Source organism: Arthrobacter sp. NPDC097144, assembly GCF_044762205.1.
Classification (GTDB): Bacteria; Actinomycetota; Actinomycetes; order Actinomycetales; family Micrococcaceae; genus Arthrobacter_B.
Map to the genome: position 1 here is coordinate 495,989 of NZ_JBIWDW010000004.1, position 21,573 is coordinate 517,561.

20 protein-coding genes are annotated in these 21,573 nt (G+C 66.6%); 7 read left to right on the forward strand and 13 right to left on the reverse strand.

Going from position 1 to position 21,573, the window contains the following annotated elements:
- Positions 1–23: 23 nt before the first annotated feature.
- The 5 genes from ACIQXM_RS12225 to ACIQXM_RS12245 form a co-directional block, all read right to left on the reverse strand.
- Positions 24–971 (reverse strand): serine/threonine-protein kinase, encoded by a 948-nt coding sequence (locus ACIQXM_RS12225; RefSeq protein ID WP_400931785.1) that lies wholly within the window; start codon positions 969–971, stop codon positions 24–26.
- A gap of 227 nt (positions 972–1,198) precedes the next feature.
- On the reverse strand, positions 1,199–1,999 hold the full coding sequence (locus ACIQXM_RS12230) for an alpha/beta fold hydrolase (protein WP_400931787.1): 801 nt from the start codon (positions 1,997–1,999) through the stop codon (positions 1,199–1,201).
- A 3-nt stretch (positions 2,000–2,002) separates the two neighbouring features.
- Positions 2,003–2,332 carry a biotin/lipoyl-containing protein gene (locus ACIQXM_RS12235; RefSeq protein WP_400931789.1) on the reverse strand — a complete coding sequence of 110 codons (330 nt, stop codon included), beginning with the start codon at positions 2,330–2,332 and terminating at the stop codon, positions 2,003–2,005.
- Positions 2,325–3,290 carry an alpha-ketoacid dehydrogenase subunit beta gene (locus ACIQXM_RS12240; protein WP_400931911.1) on the reverse strand — a complete coding sequence of 322 codons (966 nt, stop codon included), beginning with the start codon at positions 3,288–3,290 and terminating at the stop codon, positions 2,325–2,327. The genes ACIQXM_RS12235 and ACIQXM_RS12240 overlap by 8 nt, the downstream gene beginning before the upstream one ends.
- 121 nt (positions 3,291–3,411) lie before the next feature.
- Complete coding sequence (locus tag ACIQXM_RS12245; RefSeq protein WP_400931791.1) at positions 3,412–4,461, reverse strand: thiamine pyrophosphate-dependent enzyme; 1,050 nt, start codon at positions 4,459–4,461, stop codon at positions 3,412–3,414.
- Positions 4,462–4,851: 390 nt separating this feature from the next.
- Between ACIQXM_RS12245 and ACIQXM_RS12250 the strand changes: the two genes are divergently transcribed.
- Positions 4,852–4,983, forward strand: a complete 132-nt coding sequence (locus ACIQXM_RS12250; RefSeq protein WP_400931793.1) for a hypothetical protein — start codon at positions 4,852–4,854, stop codon at positions 4,981–4,983.
- Positions 4,984–5,192: 209 nt separating this feature from the next.
- Here ACIQXM_RS12250 and ACIQXM_RS12255 read toward each other — a convergent pair whose 3' ends face one another.
- Positions 5,193–6,611: an amino acid permease gene (locus ACIQXM_RS12255; protein ID WP_400931795.1), complete on the reverse strand. Its 1,419-nt coding sequence runs from the start codon at positions 6,609–6,611 to the stop codon at positions 5,193–5,195.
- 168 nt (positions 6,612–6,779) lie between these two features.
- Here ACIQXM_RS12255 and ACIQXM_RS12260 point away from each other — a divergent pair, with 168 nt between their 5' ends.
- The 6 genes from ACIQXM_RS12260 (at position 6,780) to ACIQXM_RS12285 (ending at position 13,264) form a co-directional block, all read left to right on the forward strand.
- On the forward strand, positions 6,780–7,280 hold the full coding sequence (locus ACIQXM_RS12260) for an Lrp/AsnC family transcriptional regulator (protein ID WP_400931797.1): 501 nt from the start codon (positions 6,780–6,782) through the stop codon (positions 7,278–7,280).
- 116 nt (positions 7,281–7,396) lie between these two features.
- Positions 7,397–8,170, forward strand: a complete 774-nt coding sequence (locus ACIQXM_RS12265) for an NrtR DNA-binding winged helix domain-containing protein (RefSeq protein ID WP_400931799.1) — start codon at positions 7,397–7,399, stop codon at positions 8,168–8,170.
- Between the two features lie 3 nt (positions 8,171–8,173).
- Positions 8,174–9,490: a quinolinate synthase NadA gene (gene nadA / locus ACIQXM_RS12270; RefSeq protein WP_400931801.1), complete on the forward strand. Its 1,317-nt coding sequence runs from the start codon at positions 8,174–8,176 to the stop codon at positions 9,488–9,490.
- The gene (gene nadB / locus ACIQXM_RS12275) at positions 9,487–11,151 is read left to right on the forward strand and encodes an L-aspartate oxidase (protein WP_400931803.1); all 1,665 of its coding nucleotides are present in this window, start codon (positions 9,487–9,489) and stop codon (positions 11,149–11,151) included. The genes nadA and nadB overlap by 4 nt, the downstream gene beginning before the upstream one ends.
- A 23-nt stretch (positions 11,152–11,174) precedes the next feature.
- The gene (gene nadC, locus ACIQXM_RS12280) at positions 11,175–12,065 is read left to right on the forward strand and encodes a carboxylating nicotinate-nucleotide diphosphorylase (RefSeq protein ID WP_400931805.1); all 891 of its coding nucleotides are present in this window, start codon (positions 11,175–11,177) and stop codon (positions 12,063–12,065) included.
- Complete coding sequence (locus ACIQXM_RS12285) at positions 12,062–13,264, forward strand: cysteine desulfurase family protein (RefSeq protein WP_400931807.1); 1,203 nt, start codon at positions 12,062–12,064, stop codon at positions 13,262–13,264. Before nadC ends, ACIQXM_RS12285 begins: the two co-directional genes overlap by 4 nt.
- Before the next feature lie 34 nt (positions 13,265–13,298).
- On the opposite strand, the gene ACIQXM_RS12290 is transcribed toward ACIQXM_RS12285, so the two are convergent.
- From ACIQXM_RS12290 to ACIQXM_RS12320, 7 genes are all read right to left on the reverse strand, one after another.
- Entirely contained in the window at positions 13,299–14,033 is a 735-nt protein-coding gene (locus ACIQXM_RS12290; protein ID WP_400931809.1) for an MOSC domain-containing protein, read from the reverse strand.
- Complete coding sequence (locus ACIQXM_RS12295; RefSeq protein WP_400931811.1) at positions 14,026–14,604, reverse strand: GNAT family N-acetyltransferase; 579 nt, start codon at positions 14,602–14,604, stop codon at positions 14,026–14,028. Before ACIQXM_RS12295 ends, ACIQXM_RS12290 begins: the two co-directional genes overlap by 8 nt.
- A 107-nt stretch (positions 14,605–14,711) precedes the next feature.
- Positions 14,712–15,623: an oxidoreductase gene (locus ACIQXM_RS12300; RefSeq protein WP_400931813.1), complete on the reverse strand. Its 912-nt coding sequence runs from the start codon at positions 15,621–15,623 to the stop codon at positions 14,712–14,714.
- A gap of 45 nt (positions 15,624–15,668) precedes the next feature.
- Complete coding sequence (locus tag ACIQXM_RS12305) at positions 15,669–16,136, reverse strand: MarR family winged helix-turn-helix transcriptional regulator (protein WP_400931815.1); 468 nt, start codon at positions 16,134–16,136, stop codon at positions 15,669–15,671.
- Positions 16,137–16,145: 9 nt separating this feature from the next.
- Positions 16,146–17,255 (reverse strand): LLM class flavin-dependent oxidoreductase, encoded by a 1,110-nt coding sequence (locus ACIQXM_RS12310; RefSeq protein WP_400931817.1) that lies wholly within the window; start codon positions 17,253–17,255, stop codon positions 16,146–16,148.
- Positions 17,256–17,362: 107 nt separating this feature from the next.
- The gene (locus ACIQXM_RS12315) at positions 17,363–18,190 is read right to left on the reverse strand and encodes a hypothetical protein (RefSeq protein ID WP_400931819.1); all 828 of its coding nucleotides are present in this window, start codon (positions 18,188–18,190) and stop codon (positions 17,363–17,365) included.
- Positions 18,191–18,270: 80 nt separating this feature from the next.
- Complete coding sequence (locus ACIQXM_RS12320; RefSeq protein WP_400931821.1) at positions 18,271–21,423, reverse strand: efflux RND transporter permease subunit; 3,153 nt, start codon at positions 21,421–21,423, stop codon at positions 18,271–18,273.
- Between the last annotated feature and the right edge of the window lie 150 nt (positions 21,424–21,573).

Below are 21,573 nucleotides of genomic sequence, written 5' to 3' on the forward strand. Positions count from 1 at the left end.
CCCGGGCTTTTGTTTGCGCTGGTTCAGCCGAGGCTGGGGGCGTGTGCCGGAGGCAGCGGAATGTAGATGTTGCCGGTGGTGATTCCCCCGGTAACGGCGTCGTCCGCACCGGAATCTGTGGGGAACCCCAGATGCTGCAGGACCTCAGGCTCCACGGCAAGGGCACGAAGGGCCTCGGCCGCCTGATGTGCGTCCGGCCGGGCATCAACGGTCCGGGCGGTCATGGAGCGCAGCAGCTCCACCCAGTCCGCGCCCAGTTCGGCGGGGATCTCGGGATCCCGGACCAGGCGCGCAACAGCGGACTCAACAATGGGTCCCGGGAATGCCTTCTCACCGGTAAGGCATTCGAGCAGTACCAGGCCCAGGGAGTAAATGTCCGTGCGCGGATCAACAGTGCTGCCCTGCGCCTGCTCGGGGCTGAGGTAATTCGCGGTTCCGATGGTGGCGCCGTGGGCGGTGGCCAGGGTTGCGTCGGTCATGCGGGCGATGCCGAAGTCAGTCAGTTTGGGGTATAGCCGCGTGTCATTTTCTGCCTGCGGATACAGCAGGATATTTGCCGGTTTGACGTCGCGGTGAATCACGCCGTTGGAATGCACGTAATTCAGGGCGTCCGCCAGATCGGCCCCCAGCGAGCCGGTGCCCGCCGGCGTCAGCGGCCCGGACTTCAGGGTTCCGCGCAGGTCCGGCCCGTCCACGAGTTCCATGACCAGATAGGTGGAGGTGCGTCCGTCTTCTTCCTCGAAGGTTCCGGCATCCAGCAGCGTCACCAGCCCGGGATGGTTCAGCGTGGCCAGGAGAAGGGTTTCCTGCTGCTGCCGGCGGTTTGCGTCTTCGTCGGCGCTCTCCGGGCGGAAGCGTTTGACCGCCACTTCCCGGCCGAGGTTTTGGTCCAGTGCGCGGTAGACCGACGCAGCGCCGCCGGAACCGATGAGTTCAATGGTGCGGTATCGCTGCCCAAGGAGTACATCCACGGTTGTCCTCCCTGAGGGTCTGTCGAAGAAATGAAGAAGCGGCAGCGATTTCCCAGGGTTCCTGTTTGGCACCGGAAATACATTTAATCAGCAGCCTGACTAAATGAATCCTACTCTGCTATTCGTTTAACCCTATCGCGGCGGGCTCCCGGCGATTCGCGCCTCAAGGCCGGGGGGACCAACTATTAATATGCCGCTTCTCACCCGGGCGTGACCCGGGCCGCAGGTTAGGACAGGAATTCCAGGGCTGCCTGCTTAAAGGCCCGCGAGGTCACTGCATTGGCATGGGTCCGGGCCGGCAGCTGAAGGACTTCCGCGTTCCCGGACAAGCCCGCCAGCTCAGCCGCACCCTCGGCAAAGGAATCGCGGTCTCCGGCCACCAGCAGCAGAGGCATCCCGGGAACGGCTTCACCCGGAATGAAAGGCTCGTCCTTTACTGCTTCCACCATGGTCAGCAGCGCAGCCACATCATTGTCCGGAACCAGCTGGGCCATGCGGATCAGCTCGGCGGTGGTTTGGTCGTGAATCTCTCCGTTGCCGGCCAGAGCTGCCCGTGCCGCGGACAGGTCAAAGCCCGTCAGGGGATCGGAAGTGCCCGGACCCCCGCCGAGGACCATGCGGTGCACCATCTCCGGCTGGGTGGCTCCGAATTCCCACGCCAGGCGCGATCCCAGCGAATAACCGATGATGTCCACGCCCGACGCCGGATTCTCGCCTTCGAGGGGAAGCACCCCGGCATCCATCAGCAGCTGCAGCAGGTCTGCGCGGATGCGGCTGGGACGATATGCCTGCGGATCAGCAGGGGTGGCGCTGCGCCCGTGGCCGGGCAGATCCACGGTAATCACGGTTTTTCCGGCGGACGTCAGGGCGCTCACCCAGCCGGTGTTGTGCCAGTTCAGCTGCGAGGAGGAAGCAAAGCCGTGCAGCAGCAGCACCGGCCGCGACGCGGGGGCACCGCCGTCGGGCGCTATGACCTCGGCAAACAGGCCCGGATCGGTGCCTTCCACGGCATGGGTGTTCAGCTGCATGGCCTAGTCCTCGTCCAGGGCTGCGGTGAGGCGGACCCGCCGGCGTGCAGGGGCTTCGGCCGGCACGGTTCCCACAATGCCTGCTGTGTTGTCCGGTACTTCAAAGACGATGAGCGGCTCACCCACGTTGATTTTCTCGCCAGGCTGGCCGTAGGTGCGTGCCACGCGGCCGGCCTGCGGGGACGGAAGCTCCACGGCGGATTTGGAGGTCTCCACCTCCACCAGCGGCTGGTTGCGTTCCACCTGTTCGCCCTCCGAGACCAGCCATTCCAGCACGGTTGCTTCAATCAGGCCTTCACCGAGGTCGGGAAGGGGAAAGGGGATTTCAGCCACGCCGGTACTCCAATACTCGCTGGATTCCGAACAGGATGCGGTCAATGTTCGGAATGTATTCATCTTCAAGATCGCCTGAGGGATACGGTACGTCGAAACCGGTGACCCGCTCAACGGGGGCACGCAGGGTGTCAAAGCAGCGCTCGGTCACCAGGGCGGCCACTTCCGCCCCCAGCCCGGAGGTCAGCGGAGCTTCGTGCACGACGACGGCGCGCCGGGTGCGGCTGACGGACGCCGCCAGGCCCTCGGCATCGATCGGCTTGAGCCAGCGCAAGTCCAGGACCTCCACCTCGATGCCGTCCTCGGCGGCAAGTTCGGCAACCTGCAGGCAGCGCGCCACCATGGCACCCCAGGCGATCAGGGTGACGTGCTTGCCGCTGCGGACCACCTTGGAGCCCAGGGGATTGCCGCCGTCGGCCGTGTCCACCTCGCCCTTTTGCCAGTAGCGGGACTTCGGTTCCATGAAGATCACCGGGTCCGGGCGTGCGGCGGCATATTTGAGCAGGTGGTACGCCTCGTGCGGCGAGGAGGGGGAAACCACCAACAGGCCGGGGACGTGGGCAAACAGCGCCTCAAGGGATTCGCCGTGGTGTTCGGGGGCGCGGATCCCGCCGAAGCTGGGCACCCGCAGGGTCACCGGCATCGGCAGGGTGCCGCGGCTGCGGTAATTCATGCGGGCCAGCTGCGTGACGATCTGATTCACGGCCGGATAGGCGAAACCGTCGAACTGTACTTCGGGAATCGGATGGAAGCCGGCCATTGCCAGGCCCACGGACAGGCCCAGGATTCCGGATTCAGCCAGCGGCGTGTCAAAGACCCGGTCCGCGCCGAAACGCTGCTGCAGGCCGTCCGTTATGCGGAAGACCCCGCCAAGACGGCCAACATCCTCACCTAGGATCACTGCCTTTGGATTGTCCGCGAGGGTTTCCGCCAAGGCTCGGTTCAGGGCGGCCTGCATGGACAGCGTCTCGGTGGGTCCGGCAACAGCAGGAGCGGGCGGGGTGAGGGACTGCTGCTGGGCGGCAGTGTCTCCGGTGTTGGCCTGCGCCGCGGCGAGGTCCGAGCTGCCGGTCATCTGGTCAGTCATGTTCGGATTCCTTCCGCCAGGTGAGTGCCTGGTTCTTCAACTGCTCAGTGGGTTCGGCGAACACAAAGTCGAACATTTCCGCGCCGGGGCGCGGTGTCAGGGCCTGCACTCCTTCGCGGATCTTGTCTGCGCCGGATATCGCGTCGGTCTTGGCCGCGGCCAGGAAGTCCTGGTCGGCGTGGCCTTCGGCGAGCAGCCGGGCTGCCAGCAGCTCCACCGGGTCGGAGCCGGCGTCGCGCCGTTCTTCCTCCAGGGTGCGGTAGCGCCCGGGATCATCACTGGTGGAGTGCGGCCCGCGCCGGTACGTCATTGCTTCGATCAGCACCGGACCGTGCCCGGCGCGGGTGTGGGCCAGCGCTTCGCGGGTGGCCGTCACGACGGCGGGGGCATCGTTGCCGTCCACCGTCAGGGACTTCATGCCGTACCCGGCGGCGCGTGCGGCGACGGTGCCGCCGGCCACCTGGGCTTCAGTGGGCAGCGAAATGGCCCACCCGTTGTTCTGGACAAAGAAGATCACCGGCGCCTTGAGCACCGCTGCAAAGTTCATCGCTTCGTGGACGTCGCCCTGGGAACTGGCGCCGTCGCCGAAGTAGGTGAGCGCCGCGGGCAAACCCTCGGCGGGAATGCCGCCGCCTGCCTGGGCCTCCAGCCGCTGCCCGTGGGACCAGCCCACCGCGTGGAGCACTGAACCGCCCACGACTGCCTGAATGGGCGCAAGGCGGGTGGCAACCGGATCGTACAGTCCGCCGTGCCAGGACGCCTTATGCGTGGCCATGTACTGGACCATGTCCACCCCGAGGGTCAGGGCCGTGCCCATTTCGCGGTAGGTGGGGAAGATGAAATCCCGGCTCCGGTCCATGGCGAAGGCGCTGCCCACCTGGGCTGCCTCCTGCCCGAGTTCCGGCGCATAACCTGGAATGATGCCCTGGCGCTGCCAGGCAACCGCCGCGAGATCGAGCTGCCGCACTGCTGTGAGCAACCGATACAGCCGGCGCAGTTCGTCTCCGGAAAGCTCCGGGACCTGTGGTGTGACTGGGATCATAGTGGCAACCTAACCCGGCTGTGCCGAGCAGGCAATTCGCGCGCGGAAGCCTGGACACAGTGTGCGGTTTCAGGCTCGTGTCGAGTGGGCGACTGTACAACTTGTACAGTGCCCGCGTGGTGTGTCTTTCGGCCCTCCGGTGGTTTGCCTCGTCGAGTGTCGCGTACGTGACCTTTTCAGCGTCGCGAAGGGTCATCTTTTCTACTCTCGACGGGAAAGAGTGGCGTCCTCTCGACACTGGAAGATGTTCCGTCCGGCGACGGTGTCGGCGCGGCACGCACCGCGGGGCATCCCGGACGGGAATCAGGGCAAAACGGCGCAGGACTGGCTTTTATTTATATACAGCGTATGGTCGGGACTATCCGTATTTGTTCTTCAAGAGGAGCCTAAATGTCAGGTAAATCCCCGCAGGGTTCAAATGAGAAAAAGCCGGGCAAGTCCATCAAGGATAAGCGGGCAGAAAAACGAGCCAAGAGTGCCAGCGAAGCAGAAATGGCACCCAAGAAGCGCAAGGGTCTCTAGCCCGCAGCAGTAGGCCGGTGACCGCCGGCCAGCCGGCAGCAGCAGAAAGGGCCGCGGATTTCCGCGGCCCTTTTTTGCTGCCCGTATTCAACAGCGGGAAAAACACTTTATCGACATTCCCACGTAGTGCCGGTAAAAATCTTGGCAGGCTACTCAAAACCGGTGGAAAACGCCTGCATTGACGCCGGCACCCGAATTTCGGCGCCGGGTCAGCCCAACTGGCGGCCCGAACGCACCGCGCTGCGGTCCAGGAGCCAGGCTGCGAAGCCCAGGACGGCCGTCAGCGCAAGGGTGGCCACCAGCTGGATCCGGACTGCGGAGTCCTGGAAGCCAAGGACCACAATGCCGGCCAGCAGGGCCAGGGCAAAGTAGGAGAGCCAGGGGAAGGCCCACATCTTGAAGCTCAGCTTCACCCCGGCGGCCTCGGCACGGCGCCGCAGGATGATCTGGGAAACAATCGAAACGCCCCAAACCACCAGGCAGGTGGACCCGACCAGGTTCAGCAGGATCATCAGGACGGTTTCGGGGTAGAGGTAGTTCAGTACCACGGTCAGGAAACCGAAGGTCACCGAGGCGATGACGGCGGCACGCGGCACGCCGCTGGTGCCCTTGCGCGCCAGGACTCTGGGAGCGCGGCCCCGCTCGGCCAGCGAAAATACCATCCTCGAGGCGCCGTACAGGTTGGCGTTCAGGGCTGAAAGCAGGGCCACCACAATCACGACCGCCATGACGACGTCGGCGCCCGGAACGCGGGCTGCGGCGAGGGCCGCGACAAAGGGCCCGGTGCTCAGCGACTCGCTGTTCCACGGCAGGATGGTAACGATGACCAGGACGGATCCGATGTAGAAGACGATGATGCGCCACACCACCGAGGTGATGGCTTTGGCGATGTTGGTGCCGGGATCCTCAGTGTCGGCAGCTGCAACGGCAACAATTTCGGTTCCGCCAAAGGCAAAGACCACCAGCAGCAGGCCGGCGCCCACACCGCTCCAACCATGGGGCATGAAACCGCCGTTGCCGGTGAGGTTGCTCAGCCCGGGCGCATCGACGTCGGGCAGCCAGCCGGCAATGAAGGCGATGCCGACGGCGAGGAAGGCCACGATGGCCACTATCTTGAGCAGGGCAAACCAGTACTCGAACTCTCCGAAGCTGGCGACGCCGCCCAAGTTGATCGCCGTGAACAGGCTGATGAACACCAGCGCCAGCAGCCACTGCTGCGAGCCGGGCCACATGGAGGCAACAATTGCCGCTGCCGCAGTTGCTTCCGCAGCAATCACGATGACCAGCTGCAGCCACCACAGCCATCCGATGGTGGTTCCCACCGGCCGGCCCAGCGCCTTCTCCGCGTACACCGAGAAGGCTCCGCTGGTGGGATCTGCTGCTGCCATTTCGCCCATCATGCGCATGACGAGGATAACCATGGTGCCCGCAATCAGGAAGGACAGCAGGACGGCGGGGCCGGCTGCCTCGATGCCGGCGCCGGACCCGACAAACAGCCCGGTTCCGATGGCGCTGCCCAGGCTCATGAACACCAAGTGGCGCGGCTGCATTTTCCGTGCGGCGGGCGGTCCTGCCGGGCCGGGGGCTGCCGGGCCGGTGGAGCCGGCCGCGGAGGTTCGGGTACTCATGGAAAAGGAGCCTTAGATGTTGGGGATTCCGGTGAAGGGCGGGCGGGAATGAGCCGGCCCGGACCTAGCTAACTATCTTATGCCGCCTGGGGTGTTATCCACACTGTTCATGATCCATGCCACAATGCTTACAGTTTGCACAGCAGAGGCGGTGCCGGAGAGGAAAACATGTCAAAGGATGCCCTGGATGCCCAGATCATTGCGCTGTTCACCGACGAACCGCGGATGTCCGTCCTGGAAGCGTCACGTGCCCTGAAGGTCGCGCGCGCCACCGTACAGGCCCGGTTGGACCGCATGCAGCGCACGGGGGTCATATCCGGCTGGGGGCCGCGGATAGACCCCGCGGCCCTGGGTTACGCGGTCCTTGCCTACTGTTCCCTGACCATCAGCCAGGACACCGGACATGACGCGGTGGTGAAAGCTCTGGCTGAAATCCCGGAAATCCAGGAGATCCACACCGTCTCCGGTGAGAGCGATCTCCTGGCCCGGGTGGCGGCACGCTCCAACTCCGACCTGCAGCGGGTGATCGACTCCATCGTGGCTACCCGCACCATTGTCAGGTCCTCGTCCGTGATTGTCCTGAACACGCACTTTGACGGCCGGACCCTGCCGCTGCTGCACACCGCTTCCGGTGCGGACCCGGAGGCAAGCCCGGCCGCTGCGGGCTAATCCTGAACCTGTGACGCAGGTCGCCCTGCAAAGCCGGAAAATGAGTTAGAGTCATCCTGACTTTTACTCTTCCCGCCGGGCTTCACCGCCGCGGCGGCCGGCAGGGAAGGGCCTTTATGGTTCCCCGGCAGGTACCCCACGGGTACGCCAACGTCTCCGAACGTGCCCGGCAGCCGCCGGCACTGGCCATCTCCACCGTCATCTTTGCCCTGCGCCCGGACCCGGACACCGGCCGCCCCGCCCTCTGGCTGCCCCTGGTCCGCCGCATTCGAGAGCCGTTCCGCGGTCTCTGGGCACTGCCCGGCGGCCCGCTCGGGGCCCGCGAGTCGCTGCAGGAGGCCGCCGCCGGCAACCTCGCCTCCACCACCGGGCTGGCGCCGAAGCACCTGGAGCAGCTCTATGCCTTCGGCGGGACCGACCGGTCGCCGTCGCCCCGGGTGGTGTCCATCGTGTACTGGGCCCTGGTCCAGCCCGATGAAGCCGCGCTGTCACGGCAGGACGACAACGTCCGCTGGTTTCCGGCCACCGCACCGGGGCAGCTGGCCTTCGACCACAACGAGATTGTGGAGTACGCCCTGTGGCGCCTGCGCAACCGGATGGAATACGGGTCCATCGCCTACGCCTTTCTGGGGGACACGTTCACCCTGGCGCAGCTGCGGGAAGTCCATGAAGCAGTGCTGGGCCGCGAACTGGAACCGGCCAACTTCCGCCGCCAGCTGCGCGCAGCACGGGACATCGAGCCCACAGACCAGTATCAGCAGGGCGGCAGGCACCGCCCGCCGCGCCTCTACCGCTACACCGGAGAGCTCCTGCCCGGCCGGGAAACACCTGCCGGCCCGGGAAGCGCCGCCGGGTCCCCAACATCCACCACCCCAGCAACGGAGCAATGAACCATGAGCAACATCCCCGGCACCTCCGCCCCCAGCGTTGCCACCGCCGTCGCATTGATTTCAGCCGCCGGCGCCGCCGCCGGAAAAGCCTCCTCCGCCGGAACCTGCACGCCGGACCTGGCGATGCCGCCGTGGGAATTCGACGGCGCCCGGCTGCCGGACTACGGGCCCGGAGCCTCCATGCATGACGCCGCACCGCCCGCCACGCCCCGGCAGGGCAGCCTCCCGGAGGAATACCGGCAGGCGCCGGACGAAGAACTCCACCTGCGCATCACCGCCGCCAAGGAGAAGCTGGGGGACCGCGCCGTCATCCTGGGCCACTTTTACCAGCGCGACGAAGTGATCCGGCACGCGGACTTTGTGGGCGATTCCTTTCAGCTGGCCAAAGCAGCCAAGTCCAAGCCCGACGCCGAGGCCATCATCTTCTGCGGGGTCCACTTCATGGCAGAAACCGCTGACCTGCTCTCCGGCCCGAATCAGGCCGTAGTGCTGCCCAACCTGGCCGCAGGCTGCTCCATGGCGGACATGGCGGACATCGAATCGGTGGCTGCGTGCTGGGAACAGCTCACCGTGCTCTTCGGCTCAGAGCCCGACGACGACGGCCGGGTACCGGTCATTCCGGTCACTTACATGAACTCCTCGGCCGCGCTGAAGGGATTCTGCGGCGAGAACGGCGGCATTGTCTGCACGTCCTCCAACGCCCCAGCGGTGCTGGAGTGGGCCTTTGAGCGCGGGCGGCGGGTCCTGTTCTTCCCGGACCAGCACCTGGGCCGGAACACCGCCAAAGCGATGGGCATACCGCTGGAGGCCATGCCCATGTGGAACCCGCGGCTGCCGCTGGGCGGAAACACGGCGGAGGAGCTGCGGGACTCACAGGTGCTGCTCTGGAACGGCTTCTGCTCGGTGCACAAACGCTTTACCGTCGCCCAAATCGAAAAGGCCCGGGCCGAGCATCCAGGGGTCCGGGTGATCGTGCACCCGGAATGCCCCATGCCCGTGGTGGACGCCGCCGATGAGGCAGGGTCCACCGATTACATCCTCAAGGCCATCGATGCCGCTGAAGACGGCAGCATCTTTGCCGTCGGCACCGAGATCAACATGGTCAACCGGCTGGCGGCCCAGTACCCCCAGCACACCATCTTCTGTTTGGATCCCGTCATCTGCCCCTGCTCCACCATGTACCGGATCCATCCCGGCTACCTGGCCTGGGTGCTGGAGGGCCTGGTCCGGGGCGAAGTCCTGAACCGCATCACGGTTCCCGCCGCCGTTGCCGTTCCTGCCCGCACCGCGCTGGAACGGATGCTGGCGGCGCACCCGTGATCGCCGTCGTCGGAGCCGGCATTGCGGGGCTGACGGCTGCGCTGAGTGCGGTCCGGGCGGACCCTGCCGTGGAAGTGACCGTGCTGGCCAAGGGTGCGGTGAAGCAGTCCAACACCTGGCTGGCCCAGGGCGGAATTGCCGCCGTCGTACCGGGCGGGGCGGCGCCCGGCGACACGGCCGAAGCGCACGCTGCGGATACGCTGGCCGCCGGCGCCGGACAGGCGGACGCTGAAGCGGTGCAGGTTCTCTGCACGGCCGCCGGCGGACAGATCCGGCGGCTGCTGGAACTGGGCACGCCCTTTGACCGGGATCCGTCGGGTGCGCTGGCACTGGGGCGGGAGGCCGCACATTCGGCCCGGCGGATCCTGCACGTCAACGGCGACAGCACCGGAGCCGGCATTGCCGCCGCCCTGCTGCGGGCCGTGGCGGCGGAACCGCGGATTACCGTTGCCGAGCACACCTTCGCGGCCGGCCTGCTGCAGGAGAACGGCCGGGTCACCGGCGTGAAGCTGCTCCGGAACGGCGAGATCACTGCGCTGGCGGCCGACGCCGTGATCCTCGCCGCCGGGGGAGCCGGCGGCCTGTACGCGCACACCACCAACCCGCAGTCGGCAACCGGCGACGGCGTGGCGCTGGCGGCGGGCGCCGGTGCGGCGATGCGAGACCTTGAGTTCTTCCAGTTCCATCCCACCTCCCTGCACGTGCCGGGGAACCCGCTGATTTCCGAGGCGGTCCGCGGTGAGGGAGCCGTGCTGCGCAACGCCGCGGGGGAACGATTCCTGCTGGCAGACCGGACAGCCCGGACCGCCCACCCGGAGGCCGAACTGGCTCCGCGCGACGTCGTCTCCCGGGCCGTCAGCGCCTATCTGCTGGACAGCGGGGAACCATGTGTCTGGCTGGATGCCACCGGTGTTGCGGCCGCCCGCGGACCCGGATACCTGGGCCGGCGCTTTCCCGGCCTGGACGCCCTGACCCGCCGGCACGGGCTGGACTGGGAGCAGGACCTGCTGCCCGTGGTTCCGGCCGCCCATTACTGGATGGGCGGAGTGGCCACCGATCTGTGGGGCCGCACCACGGTGCCCGGGCTGTACGCTGCCGGCGAGTGTGCCTGCACCGGTGTGCACGGCGCAAACCGGTTGGCCTCCAATTCCCTGCTGGAAGGACTGGTGTTCGGCGCCCGGGCCGGCGCCGCTGCCGTCTCGGACGGTCGTGCCGGTGGACTTTCCGGCCTCTCGCTCGCGGCTTTCCCCCCAGCTGTTCCGGCCGCCGTTCTCGCCGCCGTGCCAGAGCCCGAACGGGCACTTTCCCTGCCGGCGGAGTCTGGCCGAAAGGGACCCGCTTTTGACCGTGCTGTCCTTCAGGCCCTCATGTCCGCCCGGGCCGGGGTGCTGCGCAGCGCCGGGGGGCTGGCCGCTGCCTCCGGCCAGGTCGCCCGCTGGCAGCGGGAAGCGGCGGGGAACGCAGGAACGACGCTGCCGGCGCCGGAGATACGGGAGCTGGAAGACGCGAACCTGCTGACCTGCGCACAGCTGCTCCTGGCCGCCGCACTGCGGCGCACCGAATCCGTGGGCGCCCACTACCGAACCGACGGCGGGATCCGCCCGGCCGGTGAAGCCGCCGGCACCGGGCCCGCCGAGCACGCCCTGAACCGCACCGCATGAGCTCCCCGAAGGGAAACACCGTTATGACCACCAGCACCGCGCCTCCCCGTTCCACCCAGGTGCCGACGCCTGTTCCGCAGGATGCCGTGGACCGCATCGTTGGCGCAGCGCTCGCCGAGGACGCACCGTGGGGCGACATCACCTCCGAACTCCTGGTTCCGCTGGAAGCCCGGGCCTCGGCCCTCCTTACCGCCCGTGAACCCGGCATCTTCTGCGGAGCGCAGGTCATCGAGGCTGCGTTCCGGCTTACCTCTGCGGAAACAGCCGTTCACTTCCCGATCCGGGACGGAGAATCCTTCGAAGCCGGAACCGTTCTGGCGGAAATCAGCGGCCCCGCCCGCGCGGTGCTTACCGGTGAACGGGTGGCCCTTAATCTGGCGCAGCGGCTCAGCGGCATCGCCACCCTCACCGCAGCCTTTGTGGCGCAGGCCGCCGGGACCTCCGCCCGGATTACGGATACCCGCAAGACGACGCCGGGGCTGCGCATCCTGGAACGCCATGCCGTCCGGTGCGGCGGCGGGAACAACCACCGGTTCAGCCTCTCCGATGCCGTGATGGCCAAGGACAACCATCTGGCGCTGCTGGCCGCGGGCACTGGCGATTTGGCACAGGCACTGGCGGCGGCCAAGGCACGGCTGCCGCACACCGTGCACTTCGAGGTGGAAGTGGACCGGCTGGACCAGATCGAAGCAGCACTGGCCGGCGGTGCGGACACCGTGCTGCTGGATAACTTCTCTCCGGCGGACTTGCGCCGGGGCGTGGAACTGATCGCCGGACGGGCGCTTACCGAAGCCAGCGGCAATGTCCGCTTGGAAACGGTCGCCGAGATCGCCGCCACCGGGGTGGACCTGATTTCCGCGGGAGCGCTCACCCACAGCGTTCGGGCCCTGGACCTGGGGTTGGACCTGGTGTGATGTACCTGGATGCAGCCGCCACCGCCCCGCCGCGGCGTGAAGTGCTGGAGGCTATGTGGCCGTACCTCACCACGGAGTTCGGCAATCCTTCCAGCTCGCACTCGGCCGGAGAATCGGCCGCCCGCGCCCTCGCGGCAGCCCGGGAGACAGCGGCCGGGGTGCTCGGCTGCCGCCCCGGGGACATCATCTTCACCTCCGGCGGCACCGAGTCGGACAACCTCGCGGTGAAGGGCCTGGCCCTGGCGGGGATGGACCGCCTGGCCGGGGGAGGCCGTCCGGCGCAGGACGGTCCAGGTGCCGCTCCGCACCTGGTCTCCACCGCCGTCGAACATCCCGCGGTGCTGGAATCCCTGGACTACCTGCAGCGCCGCCACGGCTTCCGCGTGACACTGCTTGCCGTGGACGCCGCGGGAAGGGTGGACCCGGAAGCGGCCGCCGCAGCCCTGACACCCCGGACGGTGCTCTGCTCGGTGATGTACGCCAACAACGAAGTCGGCACCGTCCAGCCCGTGCGGGACATTGCTGCCCGCTGCCGTGAGGCGGGCGTGCCGTTCCACACGGACGCGGTTCAGGCCGGCGGCTGGCTGGACCTGAACGTGACTCGCCTGGGCGCAGACGCGCTGAGCCTGTCCGGACACAAGCTGGGTACGCCCAAGGGGATCGGGCTGCTGTACCTGCGCGGAGCTCCGGCACTTGAGCCGGTAATGCACGGGGGAGGGCAGGAGCGCGGCCGGCGTTCGGGTACGGAGAACGTGGCCGGCGCCGTCGGGATGGCTGCAGCGCTGGCGCTGGCCGCCGCGGAGCACGAGGACACCGTCCGGCGGGCGGAGATGCTGCGGAACCGGCTGATTGACGCCGTGCTGCGCGGAGTTCCCGGTGCCCTGCTGACCGGGCACCGCAGCGAACGGCTGCCGGGCCACGCCTCGTTTTGCTTTCCGGGGACCTCGGGGGAAGCGGTGCTGCTGGAACTGGAACGGGCCGGTGTGCTGTGCTCCAGCGGCTCGGCCTGTGCCGCCGGATCCGACGAGCCGTCGGCTGTACTGACGGCGATGGGGCTGGACCGGGCTACTGCGCAGACGGCCGTGCGCTTCACGTTTACTGCTGCGCTTCGGGAGGACGACGTCGACCGGGCCGCGCGGGCGGTGAAGGAAGCCGTGGCGGCCGTGGGAGGACTCGCCCCGGCACGGTTGCGGGCCTGACGGGCTTCCGGGAAGGGCCGGGAGAACCTGGCACTTACATGCCCGCAGGGCCGCGCCGGAGGACAACGCTGTCGCCCGCCCGAACCACTCCGCCGCGGACGGTATGGGCCTGCAGCCCGAGCTTCGTGTTGTTGTGTGCACCCAGGAGTTTGAGGATTTTCGGTTCGGCGGCGAGCCCATGCTGGGACTGGTCGACCATGACACAACGCGGCATTCCGGACCCAAGGCGGATGCGGACTCCGTCCCCGATGACCAGCTCCGAGCCGATCCACTGATCTTCCGGAAAACCGGGTACGGGTCCGGTGTCGATAATGAGGTTGGCGCGGAACCGGCCCTCGTCCACCGGCACGCCTGACAGGTTGGCAAGGGCCGCCAGGGAAGACGTTGTCAGCAGGTGCAGCGGCGTTTCGTCATGGTGCGGGGTTGCTGTTTCCCGGTGCAGCTCCAGATGCTGATCAAAGGCTTCGGACAGGGCCCGCGAGGCAGCGGGCTCATCGGCACGGTACGCGCTGCCATCCGGACTGAACAGCATCGGGACTTCCGGATGCGGAAGGTCAGAGCTTGACGACCAGTGCATTAGTCCTGGCACGGGCCGGAAACGGTGTGTGCGTTTTCCGCTGGCGATGCCCCCGTCGGCGGTGTAGATGGCCCACTTTCGGTCATGCTCGAGCCCGCTGTCCGTAACGAAGGCTTTGCTCAGGGCCTGGCCTGCGGTCGACTTCACGGGATAGCGGTACAGCGCCCGGACGGTTCCGATGATGTCAGCCACCAAGGTCAGTCCGTGGCTCAGGCTTCCCCAGCTGGCGGCTGTGGCGGCGCTCCGGCACCGGTGGATCAAACCGGGTGTCCTGGAGGGTCCCGCCGTCGTCCAGCCACCCCCGGTTGGTGTAAAAATCAATGGCCCGTTTGTTGGTTGCTTCAACCCACAGGAATGCCCGGTGATATCCCAGCGACGTGAGTTTTTCCTCCGCAGCGGCGAACAGGGCTGAACCGACGCCCCGGGTCCAGGCGTCCGGATGCACATTGATGGCATACAGCTGTCCCGTTGCAGACGCTGTGCCGCCCTCCGGTCCAGCATCGGCGGTACCTTCCGCGGGCCCGAAAACACAGAATCCGGCGACGCCGCTGTCCGTCTCCGCGACCAAATGGAAGGTTCCGGGCCTGGGCTCACGAATGTTCCGCCGCCACCCTGTGGCGGACGCCTCGTGGTTGAGGCCGGCCAGATACTCGTCGGACATGACATTCCGATAGGCGGCCCGCCACGCCGAAATATGGATGTCGGCAAGCCGGGGTGCATCGCTTTCAACCGGTGGCCTCACAAGGACCGTGGAGCTGGCCATTTATCCTCCTGAAACGGAAACGGCGGATGCCGGGGTGTGGCAGCAAGGCTACCTCGACTGCGGAGGACCGGAGGACCGGACGGCCAAGAGCCCGGCTCCCGGTGGCGTTAGTCCAACCCGGCGAACCGAACACCGGTGAGTTCGGTGCTGACGTCCCAGAGCCGACGGGCCGTGGCGGGGTCCGACGCCTGCGGAGCCGGGGTCACCCGCACCGGCCGCCCGCGGAGCTGCCCGGGCCCGCCGGGACCGTAAAACTCCCCGCCCAGGACCTCCGGTGCGGTGGCCGCATACAGTGTGGGCAGCGCCCCCGCCGCTCCGCTTTGGCCCAGCAGGCGGAAGAAGGAGCCCAGGATGTCCAGTGTTGCCGGATGGTTCATGCCGGAGGTGAGGTTGGTGTTGGCGAAACCGGGGTGGGCTGCCACCGCCAGCAGCCTCTCGCCGTGCGCCTCGAGCCGCCGCTGGAGTTCGAACGTAAACAGCAGGTTGGCCAGCTTGCTCTGGTTGTACCGGCTCCACGGGCGGTAGCGGCGCTGCGCGGCCAGGTCCTCAAAGTCAATCCGCCCGCCGCGGTGGGCCAGGCTGGAAACGGTGACCACGCGCGCAGCCGGAGCCTGCCGCAGCGCCGGCAGCAGCAGGCCGGTCAGGGCAAAATGTCCCAGATGGTTGACCCCGAACTGAAGCTCAAAGCCGTCAGAGGTGGTCCGGTGCGGCGTGGCCATCACCCCGGCATTATTGATCAGCAGGTCCACCGGTAAATCCTGCCCGGCGGCGAACCGGTGCACGGATTCCAGCGAACCGAGATCGAGCCGGCGCAGCCGTACGTCGTCGTTCCCGGTTTGGGAGCGGATCCGGTCCTGCGCGGCCGCCCCGCGCGTAAGGTCGCGGCAGGCCAGATCCACCCGGGCACCCTTCGCAGCGAGGACCATGGCGGTTTCCAGGCCCAGGCCGCTGTTGGCGCCGGTAACGACGGCGTTAATGCCGGACAGGTCCGGGATGCTCTCAGCGCTGAAATTCTCCACGTGGCTCCCGCCGTCGTTCCGGATTCAGGGCTGTCCCGGCGGGACTCAGCCGTCGTTCGCGGGCAGGCTGGCGAGCACTTTGTCCGTCAGCGACTTCAGTTCCTGCATCTCGGTTTCGCTGAGGGCGGGGGTGAGCAGCTCATAGATGCCGCGGACGTGGGCGCTGCCCAGCTTCCGCTGCAGCGCACGCCCCTCCTCGGTCAGGGACACTTCGACGCCCCGCTGGTCGTTCTCTGCAGGCCGGCGCTGGACCAGGCCCTTGGATTCCATCCGCTCCACCATCCGGCTCAGACTGGGCTGGCTGATGAGCAGATGCACATTGAGCTCATTCAGCCTGATCCAGCCGGTGGGGCAGCGGGTGAGATTGAACAGGACGTCATATTCCCGCATGGACAGTTCCTTGAACGCCGGATCCTTTTGAAGCCGGCGCATCACGCCCACCTGGGTCCGGAACAGGGACTCCCAAGTCTCTGCTGCCTGTCGAACGGGTGCGCTGCTGGTATCCAAGGACATGCCTCTAGCCTACTGAAGAGAAGGAGCAGCAGTTGAACGTGACGACATCTGGGCCTCGGCCACCCGGGCGGCATGCGTCGGGCCCTCGGGAACGTCTGCCGGCCGGCGGGCATCGAATTCACGCCGCAGCTCCGGCAGCACATATTCGCCGAACAGATCCAGCTGCTCCAGGACTGTCTTCAGCGGAAGCCCCGCATGGTCGATCAGGAACAGCTGGCGCTGGTAATCACCGAAGTACTCCTGGAAGGAAAGAGTCTTCTCGATGACTTCCTGAGGGCTGCCAACCGTGAGCGGGGTCTGCGCGGTGAAGTCCTCCATGGAGGGGCCGTGCCCGTAAACGGGAGCGTTGTCAAAGTACGGCCGGAACTCGTTGACCGCATCCTGGGAGTTTTTCCGCATGAAGAACTGCCCGCCGAGGCCCACGATCGCCTGGTCGGCCCGGCCGTGGCCGTAGTGCTCGTAGCGTTCGCGGTAGAGGCTGATGAGCTGCATGTAGTGCTCTTTCGGCCAGAAAATGTTGTTGGCAAAGAAGCCGTCGCCAAAGTAGGCAGCGATCTCGGCCACCTGCGGAGTGCGGATGGAGCCGTGCCACACGAAGGGGGCAACGCCGTCGAGCGGGCGCGGGGTGGCAGTGAAGTTTCTCAGCGGAGTGCGGAACTTCCCCTCCCAGTTCACGGTGTCTTTGTCCCAGAGCTGGCGCAGCAGGTTGTAGTTCTCCACCGTCAGCTCCACCGAGTCCTGCATGTTCTTGCCGAACCACGGGTACACGGGTGCGGTGTTGCCGCGGCCCAGCACCAGGTCCACCCGGCCGTCGGAGAGATGCTGGAGGGTGGCGAAGTCCTCGGCAATCTTTACCGGGTCATTGGTGGTGATCAGAGTGGTGGCCGTGGAGAGGATGATCCGTTCGGTCTGCGCGGCAATGTAGCCCAGCAGGGTGGTGGGGGAGGAAGCATAAAACGGCGGATTGTGGTGCTCGCCGGTGGCGTACACGTCCATGCCGATTTCTTCCACCTTCTTGGCGATGGCGACGGCGGCCTTGATCCGTTCGCCCTCGGTAGGGATCCGTCCGGTGACGGGATCGCGGGTGATGTCGCTGACGCTGAATACGCCGATCTGCATGGTGTCCTCCGATGTCGCTGGTGCAGCTACAAGTATATGCATTTGCATCTACATAGGGCGACAACGGCGCTTACCGGCGTTTCATTCCCGCTGGACCGCCGTGGCGCCTATTGGGGTTCCTGGCTCCCGGACTGCAGCCCGGAGAACGTGGCCGTGTTTCCGGAGCCGGGAAAGACGATGTGTTTCACGACGCCGTCCCCCACTGCACGGTCCGCAGCGTAGTAGGACATCAAATCCGGGACAGCGGGATCATACGGCGCGTAGAGCCGCGGAGCCAGCGCCACAACCTGTCCTGCAGCAAGCCTGTCCCCAAACCAGGCACCAACACGGTAGTCGAGGGACGCGGCGTCCACGACCAAGGGATAACCGGGGAAGGCTGCGCCGGCCTGGGCGGCCGGCTCCGGGGCTGCGGGGGAGGCAGCTGCTGCATCGCCCGCGCCGTCCTCATAGGGTGCGCAGCGGGTCAGGAGCTCCGCGACGGCGTCCTGCCAGGTCTCGAAGTCGGCAACCCAGGGCGAGCCCGGGTTCTCCGCCGTCTGCATGGCGCCCTCCATGGGGGACGCCAGCGCAGCCAGTGCAGCGCCCATGTCCTGCGGAGCGTCCTGGGCTATTCCATCCAGTGCGTCGTTGAGGGTCCGGGCGCTTTCCGCACTTCCCAGGAAAGTGCTCGTGCCGAAGTCATCAACCCGGTAGATGTACATGGCCTGGTACAGGGGGCCCGCACCATTGGTCTTGAGGAGCTTGGAGCAGGTCTGCTCTTCGGAGTCCTCTACCGACGCCTGGATCGACGGCGGGGCGGCGGCGGCAGGAGCGGAATTGTCGGATGCGGAGGCAACCGGATCGGAAGGATGCTGTGCGCCCGGATCAGCGGTTGCGGCACTGCACCCGGTAATGAACAGCAGGGCGATGGCAGGGACGGCGACGGCTTTTCTCATGGTTCCCCCGGGAGATGTTGACAGTGGTATCACCCTAGCGGCTGATACGTCCGGCGGACGGGGGGGAACCCCGTCGTGTTTTATTGTGCCGAGCGGACCTCCGCAGTGTGGGCCGTGTGATTCGCCGAGTGGCGGCGTCGTCCTGCCCGCTTTTCCCGGGCGCCTTCCACCAGCCGGTACAACACCGGGACCAGGATCAGGGTCAGGACGGTGGAGGACACCAGGCCGCCGATCACCACAATTGCCAGCGGCCGGGAAATGAAGCCGCCTTCACCGGTCACTCCCAGTGCCATCGGGGTCAGGGCAAACACGGTGGCCAGCGCGGTCATGAGGATGGGCCGCAGGCGCTGCCGGGCGCCGCGGTTAATGGCATCGGCCACGTTCATGCCGGGCTGCCCGTTGTGCGGCCGCCGGTACTGGTTGATCAGGTCCACCAGCACAATGGCGTTGGTGACGACAATGCCCACCAGCATCAGCATGCCCACCAGGGACGGAAGCCCCAGCGGCACTCCGGTGACCAGCAGCAGCACGATGGCGCCCGTGGCGGCGAACGGCACGGACACCAGCAGGATCAGGGGCTGGATAAGGGACTTGAAGGTGGCCACCATGATTACGTAGACAATGGCGATGGCTGCCAGCAGCGCCAGTCCCAGCTGGGTAAAGGATTCATTCTGCTGGGTAGCGGCACCGGAGAGCGTGGCCGTCACGCTGGCCGGCAGGTCCAGTTCCGCGAGCTTGGCCTGCACTTCGGAGATGGCTGCGCCCAGGTTCTCGCCCGCCGGGGATACGGAGACGACGGCGGTGCGCTCGCCGCCGGAGGCGGAGATGGACGTGGGAGTGTCCACTTCCTCAACGGTGGCCAGCGAACTCAGCGGCACGGTGCCGGACCCTGCGGGTACGGGAACCTGGCTGAGCTGCTCCACGCTGGTGATCTGCGTTCCTTCACCAATGAGCACGGGGAAGTCATCGGTGCCGATGCGGATGGTGCCGGCGGGCAGCGGGCTCAGCGTGGAGGCCACCAGGCCGGCAATCTGCTGTTCGTTCAGTCCGGCGGCCACTGCTTTGGCACGGTCGATCGATACTTGGACCACGGGGGAGGAGGATGACAGGTTGCTGGTGACCTCCCCGGCTGAAGCCAGCGAGGACATCGCTTCCACCACCTGCTCGGAGGCAGGCTGCAGCTCGTTGGGATCCCCGGCGGACAAGCTGATGTCCACCGTGTTGGACGTGCCGAACCCGCCGCCGGTGCTGCCCAGGGTGATGTTCCCGGCGTCGTCGTCCAGTGCGTCCAGTTCATTGCTGACGGTCTCCCGCAGCGCCACCTGGTCCACGCCCGGCTCGGTGATGACGGTGTAGGAGGCCACCGAGGATCCGCCGGAAGCGAAGGCGGCGAAACCGGAGGCTGAGGTGCCCATGGTGACCTGGACGTCCTTGACGCCCTCGGTCCCGCGCAGCGCGTCCTCCACGTTTTTGGCTGCAGCGGAGGTGGTCTCCAGCGAGGTGCCCGGCGGGAGCTCCTGCCGGACGCTGAACGTGTTCTGCCCGGTGTCGCCCAGGAGATTGGTCTGCAGCAGCGGGGTCAGGGCGGCAGTTCCCGCCAGGACAATGAGTCCGGCCACCACCGTGTAGACCGGATGCCGCTGGGTGGTCCGCAGGACGGGCACATAACCGCGCTGCAGGAACGTATTGGACTCTTTGGCTTCCACTTCGGCGCGGTAGGCGGCGGGGTCGGCCACCGGCGTGCCGGACTTCAGGAACCAGTACGCCAGCACCGGAACAATCGTCAGGGAGACCAGCAGCGAGGCCAGGAGGGCCAGGGAAGTGGTGATGGCAAAGGGCCGGAAAAGTTCTCCGGCCAGGCCGCCCACGAAGGCGATCGGGGCGAAGACGGCAACCGTGGTCAGCGTCGAGGCGGTAATGGCGCCGGCCACTTCGCGCACGGCAGTCAGGATGGCCGTCCGCTTGTCGGTGCCGTATCCCAGATGCCGTTTGATGTTCTCGATCACCACGATGGAGTCATCCACCACGCGGCCGATCGCGATGGTCAGGGCGCCCAGGGTCAGGATGTTCAGCGAGTAGCCGAACGCCAGCAGGCCAATGAACGTCACCAGCAGCGACAGGGGGATGGACACCGCAGTGACGAGGGTGGAACGGACGGAGAGCAGGAACACCAGGATGACCAGGACAGCGAATCCCAGGCCGAGGATGCCTTCGGTGGTCAGGTTGGAGATGGATTCTTCGATGAACGGGGCCTGGTCGAAGACCACCGTGAACTTGGCGCCGTTGCCCAGTTCGGATTCCAGCGACGGCAGCAGGTCCGTGACCTGGTGCGAAATGCCCACCGTGTCACCGGCCGGAGTCTTGGTGATGGACACGGCCAGCGTGGGCTGCCCGTTGGTCCGGGTGATGGAGGTGTTCTCATCTTCGACGATTTCCACCGAGGCCACGTCGCCGATGGTCACGGGAGCGGCACCGGAGGCGAAGCCGCTGCCCGTGGATTCAACCGGCAGGGCGGAGACCTTCTCGAGGCTGTCCAGCGGGCTGCCGATTTGGATGGGCAGGGTGCGGGTGTCTTCGGTGACGGTGCCGGCCGGAACCAGGGCGCCGCTGTTTTCCAGTGCTGTGGAAATGGCCGACGGCGTCACACCCCGGGCAGCGAGGGCCGCCTGATCGGGGAGGATGGAAATGCTCCGGGTGGATCCGCCGGTGACTTCCGCGGTCCGCACCCCTTCGATTTTTTGCAACCGCGGAACGGTGAGGCGCTGCAGGTCGGCGTTCAGCTCCGCGAGCGGCTGGTCCGAGGACACGGCCAGATACACAATCGGGAAGTCGCTGATGCTGCCGGCCAGGGACTGCGGATTCGCATCGTCAGGCAGCAACTGCCGGGCGTTGGAGATGGCACGGTCGACCTGGCCGCGGGCGCGGTCCAGATCCGTTCCGTACGCGAAGGTCAGGCTGATGGTGGAGAGCGAGTTGCGGGACGTGGCGGAGGAATCTTCCAATCCCTCGACGGCGGTCAGGGCGCCCTCCAGCGGCTCGCTGATCTGCTTGTCCACAACTTCCGGGGAGGCTCCCGGCAGCGCAGTGATCACGGTGATCTGGGGGAATTCCAGCGACGGAATGAGCTCCTGCTTGAGCGAGCCCATGGAAATCACGCCGAACACGGCAATGAACACCGTGATCAGGGCGATGAGCGCCCGGTTGGAGAGGGAAAACTTGGCCAAACGGTCCATGAGCCTGCCTTTAGGAGAAGCTGAACTGAGGTACATCGGCAAAAAACTCCGGACCAAAGCAGGATCCGGCATTTAACGTTCGTTGGACCGGGCCGACCGGATGGGTCAGCCCGGTCCAACGGGTAAAAAAACTTTCTGCGGGGAAGAAGT